This is a genomic window from Mesorhizobium sp. P2_E9, from assembly GCF_056403815.1.
Window position 1 is genome coordinate 343,316 of record NZ_JBFUET010000004.1, and the last position, 13,216, is coordinate 356,531.

Here is a 13,216-nt window from a genome sequence, read left to right on the forward strand (position 1 = left end):
CCGGCTGAAACCTCCGGTGGCGTTAGAGGACTTCGTCCGAAAATGCCTGTGTCCGTGGAGGCTAACCGGAAAGGAAAATAAAGAATGGCTCTGCCTGATTTCAGCATGCGCCAGCTTTTGGAAGCTGGCATTCACTTCGGCCACCAGACCCACCGCTGGAACCCGAAGATGGCGCCCTACATCTATGGCGCCCGCAACAACATCCACATCATCGACCTCTCGCAGACGGTGCCTTTGCTGCACCAGGCGCTGAAGCAGGTTTCCGACACCGTTGCCAAGGGCGGCCGCGTGTTGTTCGTCGGCACCAAGCGCCAGGCGTCGGACATCGTCGCCGATGCGGCACAGCGTTCGGCTCAGTATTATGTCAATTCGCGTTGGCTCGGCGGCATGCTGACCAACTGGAAGACGATCTCGAATTCGATCCAGCGCCTGCGCAAGCTCGACGAGATGCTGGCCGGTGAGGCTCAGGGCCTCACCAAGAAGGAGCGCCTCAACCTCGACCGCGAGCGCGAGAAGCTCGACAAGGCGCTGGGCGGCATCAAGGACATGGGCTCGACGCCCGACCTGATGTTCGTGATCGACACCAACAAGGAAGCGATCGCCATCCTCGAGGCCAAGCGTCTCGGCATCCCGGTCGTCGCCATCATTGATTCGAACTGCGACCCGGACAAGATCGATTTCCCAATCCCCGGCAATGACGACGCGGCCCGCGCCATCCAGCTCTATTGCGACCTGATCGCCAAGGCTGCGATCGACGGCATCGCCCGTCAGCAGGGCGCGCTCGGCGTCGACATTGGCGCTTCGGTCGAAGCTCCGGTCGAACCGGCGCTCGATCCGGCTCCGGCGTCGGAAGCCCCTGAGGCTTGATAATCGAAGGCCGGTTCACGGCCTTCATCTTTCTCATATTTTGGCACGCTAAACAGACGCACTGTCGAGATTCGATGGTGCGTCAGTGCATTTAAAAAACAAAGAGGCGACAATGAGCATTTCGGCTGCACAGGTCAAAGAACTCCGCGACTTGACCGGCGCGGGCATGATGGACTGCAAGGCGGCGTTGACCGAGACCAACGGCAATATGGAAGAGGCCGTCGACTGGCTGCGCAAGAAGGGCATTTCGAAGGCCGACAAGAAGGCTGGCCGCACCGCGGCTGAAGGTCTGATCGGCGTCGATGCCGGCGTCCGCGAGGCTGCCATTGTCGAGGTCAACTCCGAGACTGACTTTGTCGCCCGCAACGAGCAGTTTCAGGATCTCGTCCGCAATATCGCCAAGGTGGCGCTCGCCTATGGCACGACCGAGGCGGTGGCTGCCGCCAAGTATCCCGGTTCAGACAAGTCCGTCACCGAGGTGATCAAGGACGCTGTCGGTACCATCGGCGAGAACATCAGCTTCCGCCGCTCGGCGAAGCTCACGGTGCCGCATGGCGCCGTGGCGACCTATGTCCATAATTCGGTCGCAGACAATCTCGGCAAGCTCGGCGTGCTGGTCGCGATCGAGACCACGGGCAATGAACATGCCGCCAACGCCTTTGCCCGCCAGGTCGCCATGCATGTCGCCGCCACCAACCCGCTGGCGCTGACGGCAGAGCAGATCGATCCGGCAGCGGTGGAGCGCGAGAAGGCGATCTTCTCCGATCAGGCGCGCCAGTCAGGCAAGCCGGAAGCGATCATCGAAAAGATGGTCGAAGGTCGCCTGCGCAAGTTCTACGAGGAAGTCGTGCTCTTGAAGCAGGCCTTCGTGCTCAATCCCGACATCACCGTCGAGAAAGCGCTGAAGGATGCCGAGAAGGAGATCGGCGCGCCGGCCAAGATCACCGCCTATTTGCGCTTCGCGCTTGGCGAAGGCATCGAAAAGGAAGCGACCGACTTCGCGGCGGAAGTCGCGGCGGCGGTCAAGAAGTAAACTTCCTACCGCTTTATTCCGACAGCGTTTTTCGGCCGGATGTCCGCAGGGATGTCCGGCCGATTTCTTGTGCGGTGTCGATAAAGGCCCGCAGTTTCGGCGCCATCGCCGCCCGGCGTGGAAAGTAGAGGAACAGGGCAGGTTCCTCGATCGCCGATTGCGGCAGAACCTGCACAAGTCGGCCGGCTGCAAGATCCGCACGCGCCAGCGGTTCGAACATGTAGGCAAGGCCGACGCCTGCAAGCGCCAGGTCAATCGCGGCGAGTGAATCCGTGACGATGACCGTGCCCTTCGCCTCCACAACGACATCCTTGCCGTCTTCGGTCAGATCCCAGCGATAGAGCGCACCGGAGCGAACCAGCCGGTAGCCGATGCAATTGTGGTTGGCGAGATCGGCGACGCTGCGCGGACGGCCATGCCGTCCGATATAGGCGGGAGAGGCGACGATGACCGCCTTGAACGGCGGCGTCAGCCGGACAGTGACCATGTCTTGCGCAATCATCTCGCCCAGCCGGATGCCAGCATCGAAACCCTTGCCGACAATGTCGATCAGCCCCTGGTCCGTCAGCAATTCAATTGTGACATCCGGGTAGCGTTCCGCCATCGCCGCGACCATGGGCGTCACGGCCAGGGGAATGGCGATGTTGGGAACGTTGAGCCTGAGCAGGCCCGAAGGCCGGCCCTTGATGGCGCGGATGCGGTCCATCCGCTCGGCAATGTCCTGAAGGGCAGGGGCCGCCGTCTCTACCAGCGCCTTGCCGGCTTCCGTCAGTGAAACGCTGCGCGTCGTGCGCGCAAACAGCGGCTGACCAATGCGCTCTTCGACAAGGCGCACCGCATGGCTGACGGCGGACGGGCTCATACCAAGTTCTGCGGCGGCCAGCGCAAAGCCGCCGCGCCGGGCAACCGCAATGACGACAGGCAGATGGATAAGGAGATCGCGGTCCATTCATGCATGATATCGCATGGTCTTTGCGAACAATGCAATCTTATCGATGACAAGGCAGCGGTCCACAATGTCTCCAACACATCGGCAATCGGCTGATGGCATCAAGGAGAAGAGACATGAACGCGTTGAAGCAAGTAACGTTCGCGGCAGGCATGGCGCTGGCGCCGATCGATGCCGGCGGGGCGGAGCCATCCGGCTGGCAAGCGCTCGCGGACGAACGCGCGGTCATCCGTATTGCCGATGCCATCGACCGCGCCGTCGACGCCCAGGATTGGAAACTGGCGCGCAGCTATTTCGCGGATCGGGTTACCGCCGATTTCAGCAGCCTGTCCGGACAGCCTGCGGCCAACATTGCCTCCGATGATCTGATCGGCGCCTGGGCCGGCAACCTCAAGGGCAGCAAGACAAGCCTGCATCTGCGCACCAATCACCAGGTCGTTCTCGCCGCCGACGCAGCGACCGTCCGGTCGAACGGCTACGCCTGGAACCGGATGGAAGGCAATGGCGACCCGCTCTGGGAAGTCTGGGGCACCTATGAGCATCACCTGACGCGCTCCGCCGCCGGCTGGAAGGTCGATGGCTTCGCGTTCCGCATGACGCATGAGCGCGGCAACCTTTGGGTCAAGGCAACTCCTGGCCAGTGACGCTCCGGGCCAGTGACGCTCCGGGCCAGTGACGCTCCGGGCCAGTGACGCCGCGGCATTCACCATCAAGTATTGGAAGACGATCATGACCATGACCTATTACACACTCGGCAACAGCGGCCTCAGGGTCAGCCGGCTGGCGCTCGGCACCATGACTTTCGGCAAGGAATGGGGCTGGGGCGCCGACAGGGATACGGCCCGCGCGATGTTCGACGCCTATGTCGAGGCGGGCGGCAATTTCTTCGACACGGCGGACCTCTACACCGGCGGCACCGCCGAAGCCTGGCTTGGCGAATTCATCGCCGAGCGGGGCTTACGCGACACCGCGGTGATCGCCAGCAAGTTCACCATGAACATGCAGCCCGGCAATCCGAATGCCGGCGGCAATGGCCGCAAGAACATCATGCGGGCGGTGGATGCTTCGCTGAAGCGGTTGGGTACCGACTATATCGATCTCTATCTCATGCATGTGTGGGACAGGCTGACGCCTGCCGAAGAGGTCATGCGCACGCTGGATGACCTGGTGCGGATTGGCAAGGTGCGCCATGTCGGCCTGTCGGATGTGCCGGCCTGGTATGCGGGGCGGGCACAGGCGATCGCCGAGCTTCGCGGATATGAGCCGGTTTCGGCCTTGCAGCTCGAATACTCCCTGGCCGAGCGCGCGATCGAGAACGAGTTCGTGCCATTCGGCACCCGCCATGGCGCCGGCATCATGGTGTGGAGCCCGCTGGCGAGCGGGCTACTCAGCGGCAAGTATCGGCCGGCCCAGGCCGGACATGCGGGCCGGCTCGACGGTTTTCGCAATTCGACGCATCCGGGCTTCCAGAAGTTCACGGAGCGCAACTGGGCTATCGTGGCTGAGCTCGAGAAGGTCGCATCCGAACTCGGCCGCAGCATGCCGCAGGTCGCGCTCAACTGGGTGGCGACGCAGCCGGGGATCGCCACCGTCATCCTCGGTGCGACGACGCTCAGCCAGATAAAGGACAATCTTGGCGCGCTGGACTTCGAGATCCCGGCAGGGCTTCGCGACCGGCTGGATTCGGTCAGCGGAACGCCTGCACCGTTCCCCTATTCCTATTTCGGGTCGCAGATACAGGCGCGCGTCACCGGCGGTGCTGCAACCGGCGACAAGCCCTCCGGCTACGCGTCGCCGGTGCTTGTCGAGGGGGTACCGGCCAGCGTGTCGACCAACTGATCGATCGGGCAGGATTGCCACAAATTTGCCGGTCGGGCGCCGCGTGACATCGCGGCGCCCTTCGTGTATCGGAACCCAGTGTTTTTGGGATGGCGCCTGCGCGAATGCCTGTCCGGATACCACATGCAAAATGACGAGGACCAGATGACGGTGAAGCCCCTCTACCGACGTGTCTTGTTGAAAGCGTCGGGCGAAGCGTTGATGGGCGAACAGCATTTCGGCATCGACGTCTCGGTCGTTGATCGCATCGCCGCCGACATTGCCGAGGCCCGCGCGCTGGGCATCGAGGTCGGTGTCGTCATCGGCGGCGGCAATATCTTCCGCGGCGTGGCTGTCGCCTCCAAGGGCGGGGACCGCGTCACCGGCGACCACATGGGCATGCTTGCCACGGTCATCAACTCGCTGGCGCTGCGCACCTCGCTGCACAAAATCGGCGTCGATGCCGTGGTGCTGTCGGCGATCGCCATGCCAGAACTCTGCGAGAGTTTTTCGCAACGCCAGGCAGACGCTTACATGAACCAGGGCAGGGTGGTGATCTTTGCCGGCGGCACCGGCAATCCGTTCTTCACCACTGATTCGGCCGCAGCGCTTCGCGCGGCTGAAATCGGTGCTGATGCGCTGTTCAAGGGCACGCAGGTCGACGGTGTCTACTCGGCCGACCCGAAGAAGGATCCGAACGCGACCCGTTTCGAGCGCATCAGCCATGGTGAAGTCATAAAACGCGGCCTTTCCATCATGGATACGGCTGCGATTGCACTTGCGCGCGAAAACAACATTCCGATAATCGTCTATTCGATCCACGAACAGGGTGGTTTCGGCGATATTCTGAGGGGCGGCGGCCGCTGCACGGTCGTTGCGGACGAGTGATCCGGGGCCTGATCCCAAAAAGACGGGAAACCGGCTTTCGAAAATCGGGCTCGAAGATGGGGCTTTGCCCCAAAGCAGTGAACCCGCGTCAGACGGGTCGAGGAGACTAGGATGAGTGGTGAGTACGACGATCTCAAGCGGCGCATGGATGGGGCAATCGCCGCGTTCAAGCATGATCTGGCCTCGCTGCGGACCGGTCGCGCCTCCAGCAATCTGCTCGATGCGATCCAGGTGCAGGCCTATGGCACCTCCATGCCGATCAACCAGGTGGCCAACGTCTCGGTGCCGGAACCGCGCATGATCTCGGTGTCGGTCTGGGACAAGTCGATGGTCGGCGCCGTCGACCGCGCCATCCGCGAATCCAATCTGGGTTTCAACCCGATCGTCGACGGCACCAATCTCCGGATCCCGCTGCCTGAACTCAACGAACAGCGCCGCAAGGAACTGGTCAAGATCTCGCATGGCTACGCCGAGAACGCTCGTGTCGCCGCGCGCCATGTACGCCGCGACGGCATGGACTTCCTGAAGAAGGCTGAGAAGGACGGCGACATCAGCGAGGACGATCAACGCAAGCGTTCCGACCAGGTCCAGAAGCTTACCGACGAAACGATCAGCACCATCGATCATCTGCTTTCCGACAAGGAAGCTGAAATCATGCAGGTTTAGGGTTGGCCGTGGGCTGACCCGAAAGCGAGATCATGACAACGCCCGCGCATGTCGCGATCATCATGGATGGAAATGGACGCTGGGCCAAGGCGCGCGGCATGCCGAGGCTTGCCGGTCATCGCGCCGGCGTCGAAGCCCTGCGCAAGACGGTGCGCGCGGCACCGGATCTCGGTATCTCCTTCCTGACGGTCTACGCTTTCTCGTCGGAAAACTGGTCGCGGCCGAAGTCCGAAGTCAGCGACCTGATGGGACTGCTGAAGCTGTTCATCCGTCGTGACCTGGCCGACCTACACCAGAGCGGCGTGCGGGTCAGGATCATCGGCGATAGGGCAGGGCTGCAGGCCGACATAAGAGGGCTGCTCGACGAGGCCGAATCGCTCACCGCCCGCAACGAAGCGCTGACCCTGGTCATCGCCTTCAACTATGGCGGGCGCGACGAGATCGTTCGCACGGCGCGCAAACTCGCCTCTGCCGTGGCGCGCGGCGAAATCGACGCCGAAGCGATCACCGCCGAAAGCTTTGCCGGCAGTCTCGACACGCAAGGCATTCCTGATCCGGAGCTGGTCATACGCACCAGTGGCGAGCTTCGCCTGTCCAACTTCCTCTTGTGGCAGGCCGCCTACAGCGAGCTCGTCTTCCTGCCTTGCTATTGGCCCGACTTCAGTCGCGAGCACCTCGCCGAAGCCCTGCGCGAATTTGCCGGCCGCGAGCGCCGTTTCGGCGGATCGGACCCGCAAGACGTCGCTTCGCGACCGGCCGCGGGATGAGCAACCTTCAGCTCCGCGTCATTTCAGCGGTCGTGCTTGCTGTCATCGCCCTTGGCCTGACCTGGCTTGGCGGCCTGCCTTTCCGCCTGCTGTGCGCAGCCATGTCGGCGATGATCTTCTATGAGTGGACACGCATGTCGCGGCCGGCTGCTGCCAATGGGCTGGGCTTCCTGCCCGAGGCGCTGGTCGTCGTTTTCATCGGCGCCTTGATTGCCGGGCTTCCTGCCTTCTGGCTGCTGCTGCTTGTCATGATTCTGATTGCCGCAACGGCGATAGCCGCACGGATTCGCAAGACGGGGCAGTGGGAGGCGAGCGGTCTTGCCTATGCCAGCGTGTCCGGCTTGTCGCTTGCCCTGCTGCGCGATGGCGACCATTCGGGCCTCATCGCCATCCTGTTCCTGTTCGCGGTCGTCTGGGCGACCGACATCTTTGCCTATTTCGTCGGGCGCGCCATCGGCGGCCCCAAACTGGCGCCGTCGATTTCGCCGGGCAAGACGCGCAGTGGCGCCCTCGGCGGCGCTGTCGGTGGCGTTGTCGCCGGGGTTTTGCTGGCAGCTGCCGCCGGTGCCGGCAATCTGGCCTTGCTTGGCCTTGTGGCGCTTGTGCTTTCAATCGTCGCCCAGGCCGGCGACCTGTTCGAATCCTGGGTCAAACGGCGGCATGGCCGCAAGGATTCGGGCGTGCTCATTCCTGGCCATGGTGGCGTTATGGACCGTGTAGACGGGCTTGTCGCGGCGGCTCTCGCCCTATACGTCATTGGCTGGATTTCGGCGGGCGCCGATCATCCGGCACAGGGGCTGTTTCCGATTTGAATGATGTCGTTCCGCGATCTGATGTGGGCGCCTTGGATTCGCCTGGATTGCTGTCACAGTCACGGCGCGGCAGCGGAAGAATTTGAGGTCATGAATTGAACGGGATTCTTCACGCGGTTTTCAGCACGGACGGCTTGCTTCTCGGCACACTCGTGCCGTTCCTCTTCGTGCTGACCGTGGTGGTGTTCGTCCACGAAATGGGCCACTACCTCGTCGGCCGCTGGTGCGGCATCGGGGTCAAAGCCTTCTCGATCGGCTTCGGTCCCGAACTCCTCGGCTTCAACGACAGCCATGGCACGCGTTGGAAGCTCTGCGCCATACCGCTTGGCGGCTATGTCAAATTTGTCGGCGATATGAACGCCACCTCCAGCCAGCCGACGTCGGAAGAGCTGGAAACACTGACCGACGAGGAGCGCAAGGTTGCCTTCCACACGCAGGCGATCTGGAAGCGCGCGGCGACGGTGGCGGCCGGGCCTCTGTTCAACTTCCTGCTTGCGATCGTCGTCTTTGCCGTGCTGTTTTCCACCTATGGGCGTTATGTCGCGGAGCCCATGGTGGCGGAAGTTACGGCAGACAGTCCGGCGGCAAAAGCGGGCATCCTGCCTGGCGACCGATTCGTCAGCGTTGACGGCAGCAAGGTCGAAACCTTTGGCGATGTGCAGCGGCTGGTCTCGGGCCGCGCCGGCGATACGATCACCTTTGTCATGCTGCGCGATGGCAAGGAAGTCACGGTGACCGCGACCCCGCAACTGATGGAGCAGCAAGACGCGCTTGGCAACAAGATCAAGGTCGCCGTGATCGGCGTCGTCAACAACAAGGAACTCGGCCAGCCTCGTCTCGTCACCTACACACCGGTTGGAGCCGTTGCTGCGGCGGTTGAGGAAACAGGCCACGTCATCTCGCGCACCGGCCAGTTCTTGCAGCGTTTCGCCGTCGGGCGCGAGGACAAGTGCCAGTTGGGCGGCCCCGTCAAGATCGCCGACATGGCCGGCAAGGCGGCCAAACTGGGTTTCGAATGGCTGGTGCAACTCGTCGCGCTGCTGTCCGTGGGCATCGGTTTTCTAAATCTTTTGCCGATTCCCCCCCTCGACGGCGGTCATCTCTTGTTCTACGGGGTGGAGGCCGTCATACGCCGGCCGGTGTCGGAACGGATGATGGAAATGGCCTATCGGGCCGGTCTGCTTCTGGTCTTGTGCTTCATGGGTTTCGTGTTCTGGAACGATCTGTTTGGGTGCTGAAATCATGAAGAAATTTGGCCCAGGCACGGTCGATGTTGAGACGCCGTTTACCATGCACGGGGATATGAGTGACGCGAAAGCCACGCACCAGGGTTAAGTAAATACAAATTAACCAGAAGCCTTGCGTGTAGGGAAAATCCGGTTAATACGGTAGGGGAAATTACCGCACGTCCGGTTTTCTCGCCGTGGGGACTACGAGAAAAGGTTATTAAGCCCGATGAAGGCAGCATCCAAGTTTCTGAACGCCGCGTCCGCGGCGGCACTGTCCGCGGCTCTGGTCGTACCAGGTGCGTTCGCAGTGCAATTCGTTGCCACATCGGCGGCTGAAGCCGCTGTCGTCAGCAGGGTGGAGGTGAGCGGCAACCAGCGTGTCGACGCCGAAACCATCCGCAACTACATCACCATCAAGCCGGGCAAGGCCTTCTCCAGTTCCGACATCGACGCGGCCGTCAAGGCGTTGTTCGGCACCGGCCTGTTCTCGGATGTCCAGATCAACCAGGTCGGCTCGACGCTGGTGGTCAAGGTTGCCGAATACAAGGTCGTCAACCAGGTGCTGTTCCAGGGCAACAAGAAGCTCAAGGACGATGCGCTTCAGGCAGCCGTTCAGCTGAAGCCGCGCGGCACGTTCTCCCAGGCTACGCTCGATTCCGACGTCGAGGCGGTCAAGGCCGCCTACAGGCGCATCGGCCGAGACGATGCCGGCGTGACCGCGCAGATCATGGACCTCGGCGACAACCGCGTGAATGTGGTTTTCAAGATTACCGAAGGCGACCGCACGCAGATCGCGGCAATCAATTTTGTCGGTAACAGCGCCTATTCGAGCCGCCGCCTGTCGGATGTGATCAACACCAAGCGCTCGTCCTGGGTGTCGTTCATCCTGCGCGATGACGTTTATGACGAGGACAAGCTGCGCGCCGACCAGGAGTTGCTGCGCCGCTTCTACTACAATCACGGCTACGCCGATTTCCAGGTCGTGTCGGCCGTCGGCGAGCTCGACAATGCGACGAACAAGTACACGGTCACCATCACCGTCCAGGAAGGCGAGCGCTACAATTTCGGCGACGTCAGCGTCGAAAGCACGATCCCGGAAGTCGATTCGAAATCGCTGGAATCTGTGGTCGAGACCCAAAAGGGCGATGTTTACAACGCAAAGAAGGTCGAGGACTCCATCATCGCCCTGACCGAGAAGGTGGCCGGTTCCGGCTATGCCTTCGCTCAGGTGACACCGCGCGGCGACCGCAACTTCGAGAACCACACGATCTCGGTGGTCTACACCGTCGACCAGGGCACCAAGGCCTATATCGAACGCATCGAAATCCGCGGCAACGATCGCACGCGTGACTATGTCATTCGCCGCGAATTCGATGTCAGCGAGGGCGACGCGTTTAACCAGGTGCTCGTCCAGCGCGCGAAGAAACGCTTGGAAGATCTGAATTATTTTGAGAAAGTCGACATCTCGACTGTACCCGGCTCGCAGCCAGACCAAGTCGTTCTGGTGGTCGACGTGGTCGAGAAGTCGACAGGTGAATTCTCGATCGGTGCCGGCTATTCGACCGGTGGCGACACGGCGGGTCCGTCCGTCGAAGGTTCGATCACCGAGCGCAATTTCCTCGGCCGTGGCCAGTACATCAAGGTGTCGGCGGGTGGCGGCAAGAACTCGCGCGACTACAGCCTGTCCTTCACGGAGCCGTATTTCCTTGGACGGCGCATCGCGGCCGGCTTCGACATCTACAAGTCGACGAGGCAGTACGACAGCAACTACGACAGCGATACCACGGGTGCGACGGTGCGCTTCGGCCTGCCGATCACCAACAACATCTCGACGCAGCTGGCGTACAATATTTCTCAGGAAAAGTATTCCGTCGACGATAGTTGTAATCCGACTGCTTTGGATCCCGATGGCACCTGCAACATCTCGACCGCGATTTTGGATGGCATAGATCAAAGCCCGTGGATCAAGTCGTCGGTCAGCGTGGGGCTTACCTACAATACTATCGACGACATGAAGAACCCGCATGAGGGTATCTATGCTACCAGCTCCGTGGAAGTTGCCGGTCTTGGCGGCGACGCCAAGTTCGTCAAGATCACGGGGCGCGGCAGTGTCTATCAGACGCTGTCCGAGCAGTTCGACCTTGTAGGCCTCGTTTCGGGCGGTGCGGGTCACGTCGAGGGTTACGGCAGCGACGGTCTGCGTATATTCGATCAGTTCCAGAGCAGCGATCGTATGATCCGTGGCTTTGCCTATGGCGGCATTGGTCCTGCGGACGCTTTGACAGGTGACCATCTCGGTGGCACGACCTACTTCAATGCTTCGGCGGAAGGTCAGTTCCCGCTGCCGGTCGTTCCGGAGAGCTTTGGGTTGCGAGGCGCTGTGTTCGCCGATGCCGCAACGCTTTATGGCAGCAATGTCACTTCAGTCAGTCAGACCTCGACGGACTTGAAGCTGCGTGCATCGGTTGGTGTCGGCCTGATGTGGGCTTCGCCGTTCGGCCCGATCCGTATCGACTACGCGATCCCGGTCAAGAAGGAAGCGAGCGACAAAGTGCAGGAATTCAACTTCGGCATATCGACCCGCTTCTGATCGGCGGCCAACGATGCTCCCGGATTTTTTGGATCCGGGAGAAATGTTCCGACCTAGCTGGATATAGCTTCTGGAATGACCGATCCGGTGTTCTTCGCGCCATCACGCCGGTATACGGCGGCCGAAGTCGCGAATCTGACCGGCTCGGTGCTTGTCGATTCCGGCCACTCTGACGTTTCGATCTCGGCGCTTGCTCCGGCCAGCGAAGGCGGTGCCAATGCGCTTGTCTTCGTCGACGGCAGGCGTAATTCCGCGTTGATGCCGTCACTGCGGGCGGCCGCGGTGCTGTGCCCGGCGGAATTCGCCAACAAGGCACCGGCCGAAATTGCCGTTTTGATCCATCCACGTCCGCAGCAGGCATTCGCGCTGGTCGGTCGACTGCTGTTCCCTGCAGCTGCCACACCGGGACCAATGACCGGTGAAACCGGTGTCTCGCCGCATGCCCATGTCGATCCGACCGCGCATGTCGAAGCCGGCGCCATCATCGAGGCCGGCGTGGTCATCGGGCCAGGCGTCTCGATCGGCAGCGGCACCGTCATCGCGCCAAACGCGGTCATTGGGCAGTTCTGCCAGATCGGTCGTGACGGCTATGTCGGCCCGGGTGTCAGTATCCAGTATGCGCTGATCGGCAATCGGGTCATCATCCATGGCGGCGCCAGGATCGGCCAGGACGGCTTCGGCTTTGTGGGTGGTGCCAAGGGGCCGGAACGCGTTCCCCAGATCGGGCGGGTTGTCATCCAGGATGATGTCGAGATCGGCTCCAATTCCACCGTCGACCGCGGTGCCATGTCGGACACGATCATTGGTCAGGGCACCAAGATCGACAATCTCGTGCAGATCGCCCATAACGTCCGCATCGGTCGCAATTGCATAGTTGCCGGGCTTTCGGGTATTTCCGGTTCCGTGGTCGTGGGTGACAATGTCACGATGGGCGGCGGTGTCGGGCTTGCGGATCACTTGACCATCGGCTCAGGAGCCAAGCTTGCCGCCAGAAGTGGATTTATGAGCAATGTCCCTGCCGGCGAGATATGGGGCGGTTATCCGGCACAGCCGATGGCGGAAGCCATGCGAGAGATAGCCATGTTGCGCACGATGGCCAGGGCACGCAAGCAGGGCAAGGACAATGGCTGATATGGTGGCGGCAACGACGCTGGAAGCGGTCGACATAATGGGGCTGATGAAGCTTCTGCCGCACCGCTATCCCTTCCTGATGATCGACCGCATCGTCGACATCGATGGTGACGATTCTGCTGTCGGCATCAAGAACGTCACCATCAATGAACCGCATTTTCAGGGGCACTTCCCGGAGCAGCCGGTGATGCCGGGCGTGCTGATCGTCGAGGCCATGGCGCAGACGGCAGGCGCCATCTGCATCCGCAGCCTTGGGGCGTCGAAGCCGTCGCTGGTCTATTTCCTGACCATCGACAACGCCAAATTCCGCAAACCGGTCGTTCCCGGCGACCAGTTGAAAATCCATGTCAAGAAAATCAAGAAGCGCGGCAACCTGCTCAAATTCGCCTGCGAAGCCCTGGTCGACGGCACCAAGGCAGCCGAGGCCGAGATTTCAGCCATGATGGTCACCAGCGACTGACGATCG

At 61.6% G+C, this 13,216-nt stretch carries 13 protein-coding genes; 12 read left to right on the top strand and 1 reads right to left on the bottom strand.

Features of this window, described 5'->3' with window-relative positions; translation table 11 throughout:
• The first annotated feature begins 84 nt into the window (after positions 1-84).
• Entirely contained in the window at positions 85-867 is a 783-nt protein-coding gene (gene rpsB, locus AC1D05_RS10040) for a 30S ribosomal protein S2 (RefSeq protein WP_023777441.1), read from the top strand.
• 112 nt (positions 868-979) lie between these two features.
• On the top strand, positions 980-1,900 hold the full coding sequence (tsf, locus tag AC1D05_RS10045) for a translation elongation factor Ts (RefSeq protein ID WP_477440470.1): 921 nt from the start codon (positions 980-982) through the stop codon (positions 1,898-1,900).
• 13 nt (positions 1,901-1,913) lie between these two features.
• On the opposite strand, the gene AC1D05_RS10050 is transcribed toward tsf, so the two are convergent.
• Positions 1,914-2,849 carry a LysR substrate-binding domain-containing protein gene (locus AC1D05_RS10050; RefSeq protein ID WP_477440472.1) on the bottom strand — a complete coding sequence of 312 codons (936 nt, stop codon included), beginning with the start codon at positions 2,847-2,849 and terminating at the stop codon, positions 1,914-1,916.
• 116 nt (positions 2,850-2,965) lie between these two features.
• Here AC1D05_RS10050 and AC1D05_RS10055 point away from each other — a divergent pair, with 116 nt between their 5' ends.
• From AC1D05_RS10055 to fabZ, 10 genes are all read left to right on the top strand, one after another.
• Positions 2,966-3,493: a nuclear transport factor 2 family protein gene (locus AC1D05_RS10055; protein WP_477440474.1), complete on the top strand. Its 528-nt coding sequence runs from the start codon at positions 2,966-2,968 to the stop codon at positions 3,491-3,493.
• A gap of 85 nt (positions 3,494-3,578) precedes the next feature.
• On the top strand, positions 3,579-4,688 hold the full coding sequence (locus AC1D05_RS10060; protein WP_477440476.1) for an aldo/keto reductase: 1,110 nt from the start codon (positions 3,579-3,581) through the stop codon (positions 4,686-4,688).
• Between the two features lie 144 nt (positions 4,689-4,832).
• Positions 4,833-5,555, top strand: coding sequence for a UMP kinase (gene pyrH / locus AC1D05_RS10065; RefSeq protein ID WP_477440590.1), 723 nt, complete (start codon positions 4,833-4,835; stop codon positions 5,553-5,555).
• A gap of 111 nt (positions 5,556-5,666) precedes the next feature.
• Positions 5,667-6,221, top strand: a complete 555-nt coding sequence (gene frr / locus AC1D05_RS10070) for a ribosome recycling factor (RefSeq protein WP_111546531.1) — start codon at positions 5,667-5,669, stop codon at positions 6,219-6,221.
• A 32-nt stretch (positions 6,222-6,253) separates the two neighbouring features.
• On the top strand, positions 6,254-6,988 hold the full coding sequence (locus tag AC1D05_RS10075; RefSeq protein WP_477440478.1) for an isoprenyl transferase: 735 nt from the start codon (positions 6,254-6,256) through the stop codon (positions 6,986-6,988).
• Entirely contained in the window at positions 6,985-7,800 is an 816-nt protein-coding gene (locus AC1D05_RS10080; RefSeq protein ID WP_477440480.1) for a phosphatidate cytidylyltransferase, read from the top strand. The genes AC1D05_RS10075 and AC1D05_RS10080 overlap by 4 nt, the downstream gene beginning before the upstream one ends.
• A 95-nt stretch (positions 7,801-7,895) precedes the next feature.
• Positions 7,896-9,038: an RIP metalloprotease RseP gene (gene rseP / locus AC1D05_RS10085; protein ID WP_477440482.1), complete on the top strand. Its 1,143-nt coding sequence runs from the start codon at positions 7,896-7,898 to the stop codon at positions 9,036-9,038.
• Between the two features lie 217 nt (positions 9,039-9,255).
• A complete protein-coding gene (gene bamA / locus AC1D05_RS10090; protein ID WP_477440484.1) occupies positions 9,256-11,619 on the top strand; it encodes an outer membrane protein assembly factor BamA in 2,364 nt (787 codons plus the stop codon).
• Between the two features lie 75 nt (positions 11,620-11,694).
• Positions 11,695-12,750, top strand: a complete 1,056-nt coding sequence (lpxD, locus tag AC1D05_RS10095; protein WP_477440486.1) for a UDP-3-O-(3-hydroxymyristoyl)glucosamine N-acyltransferase — start codon at positions 11,695-11,697, stop codon at positions 12,748-12,750.
• Positions 12,743-13,210, top strand: coding sequence for a 3-hydroxyacyl-ACP dehydratase FabZ (gene fabZ, locus AC1D05_RS10100; protein ID WP_027044543.1), 468 nt, complete (start codon positions 12,743-12,745; stop codon positions 13,208-13,210). Before lpxD ends, fabZ begins: the two co-directional genes overlap by 8 nt.
• The last annotated feature ends 6 nt before the right edge of the window (positions 13,211-13,216 follow it).

Bases quoted from the DNA above. Each gene is read 5' to 3' on its own strand.
- rpsB (WP_023777441.1), top strand. From the start codon at position 85: ATGGCTCTGCCTGATTTCAGCATGCGCCAGCTTTTGGAAGCTGGCATT.
- tsf (WP_477440470.1), top strand. From the start codon at position 980: ATGAGCATTTCGGCTGCACAGGTCAAAGAACTCCGCGACTTGACCGGC.
- AC1D05_RS10050 (WP_477440472.1), bottom strand. From the start codon at position 2,849: ATGGACCGCGATCTCCTTATCCATCTGCCTGTCGTCATTGCGGTTGCC.
- AC1D05_RS10055 (WP_477440474.1), top strand. From the start codon at position 2,966: ATGAACGCGTTGAAGCAAGTAACGTTCGCGGCAGGCATGGCGCTGGCG.
- AC1D05_RS10060 (WP_477440476.1), top strand. From the start codon at position 3,579: ATGACCATGACCTATTACACACTCGGCAACAGCGGCCTCAGGGTCAGC.
- pyrH (WP_477440590.1), top strand. From the start codon at position 4,833: ATGACGGTGAAGCCCCTCTACCGACGTGTCTTGTTGAAAGCGTCGGGC.
- frr (WP_111546531.1), top strand. From the start codon at position 5,667: ATGAGTGGTGAGTACGACGATCTCAAGCGGCGCATGGATGGGGCAATC.
- AC1D05_RS10075 (WP_477440478.1), top strand. From the start codon at position 6,254: ATGACAACGCCCGCGCATGTCGCGATCATCATGGATGGAAATGGACGC.
- AC1D05_RS10080 (WP_477440480.1), top strand. From the start codon at position 6,985: ATGAGCAACCTTCAGCTCCGCGTCATTTCAGCGGTCGTGCTTGCTGTC.
- bamA (WP_477440484.1), top strand. From the start codon at position 9,256: ATGAAGGCAGCATCCAAGTTTCTGAACGCCGCGTCCGCGGCGGCACTG.
- lpxD (WP_477440486.1), top strand. From the start codon at position 11,695: ATGACCGATCCGGTGTTCTTCGCGCCATCACGCCGGTATACGGCGGCC.
- fabZ (WP_027044543.1), top strand. From the start codon at position 12,743: ATGGCTGATATGGTGGCGGCAACGACGCTGGAAGCGGTCGACATAATG.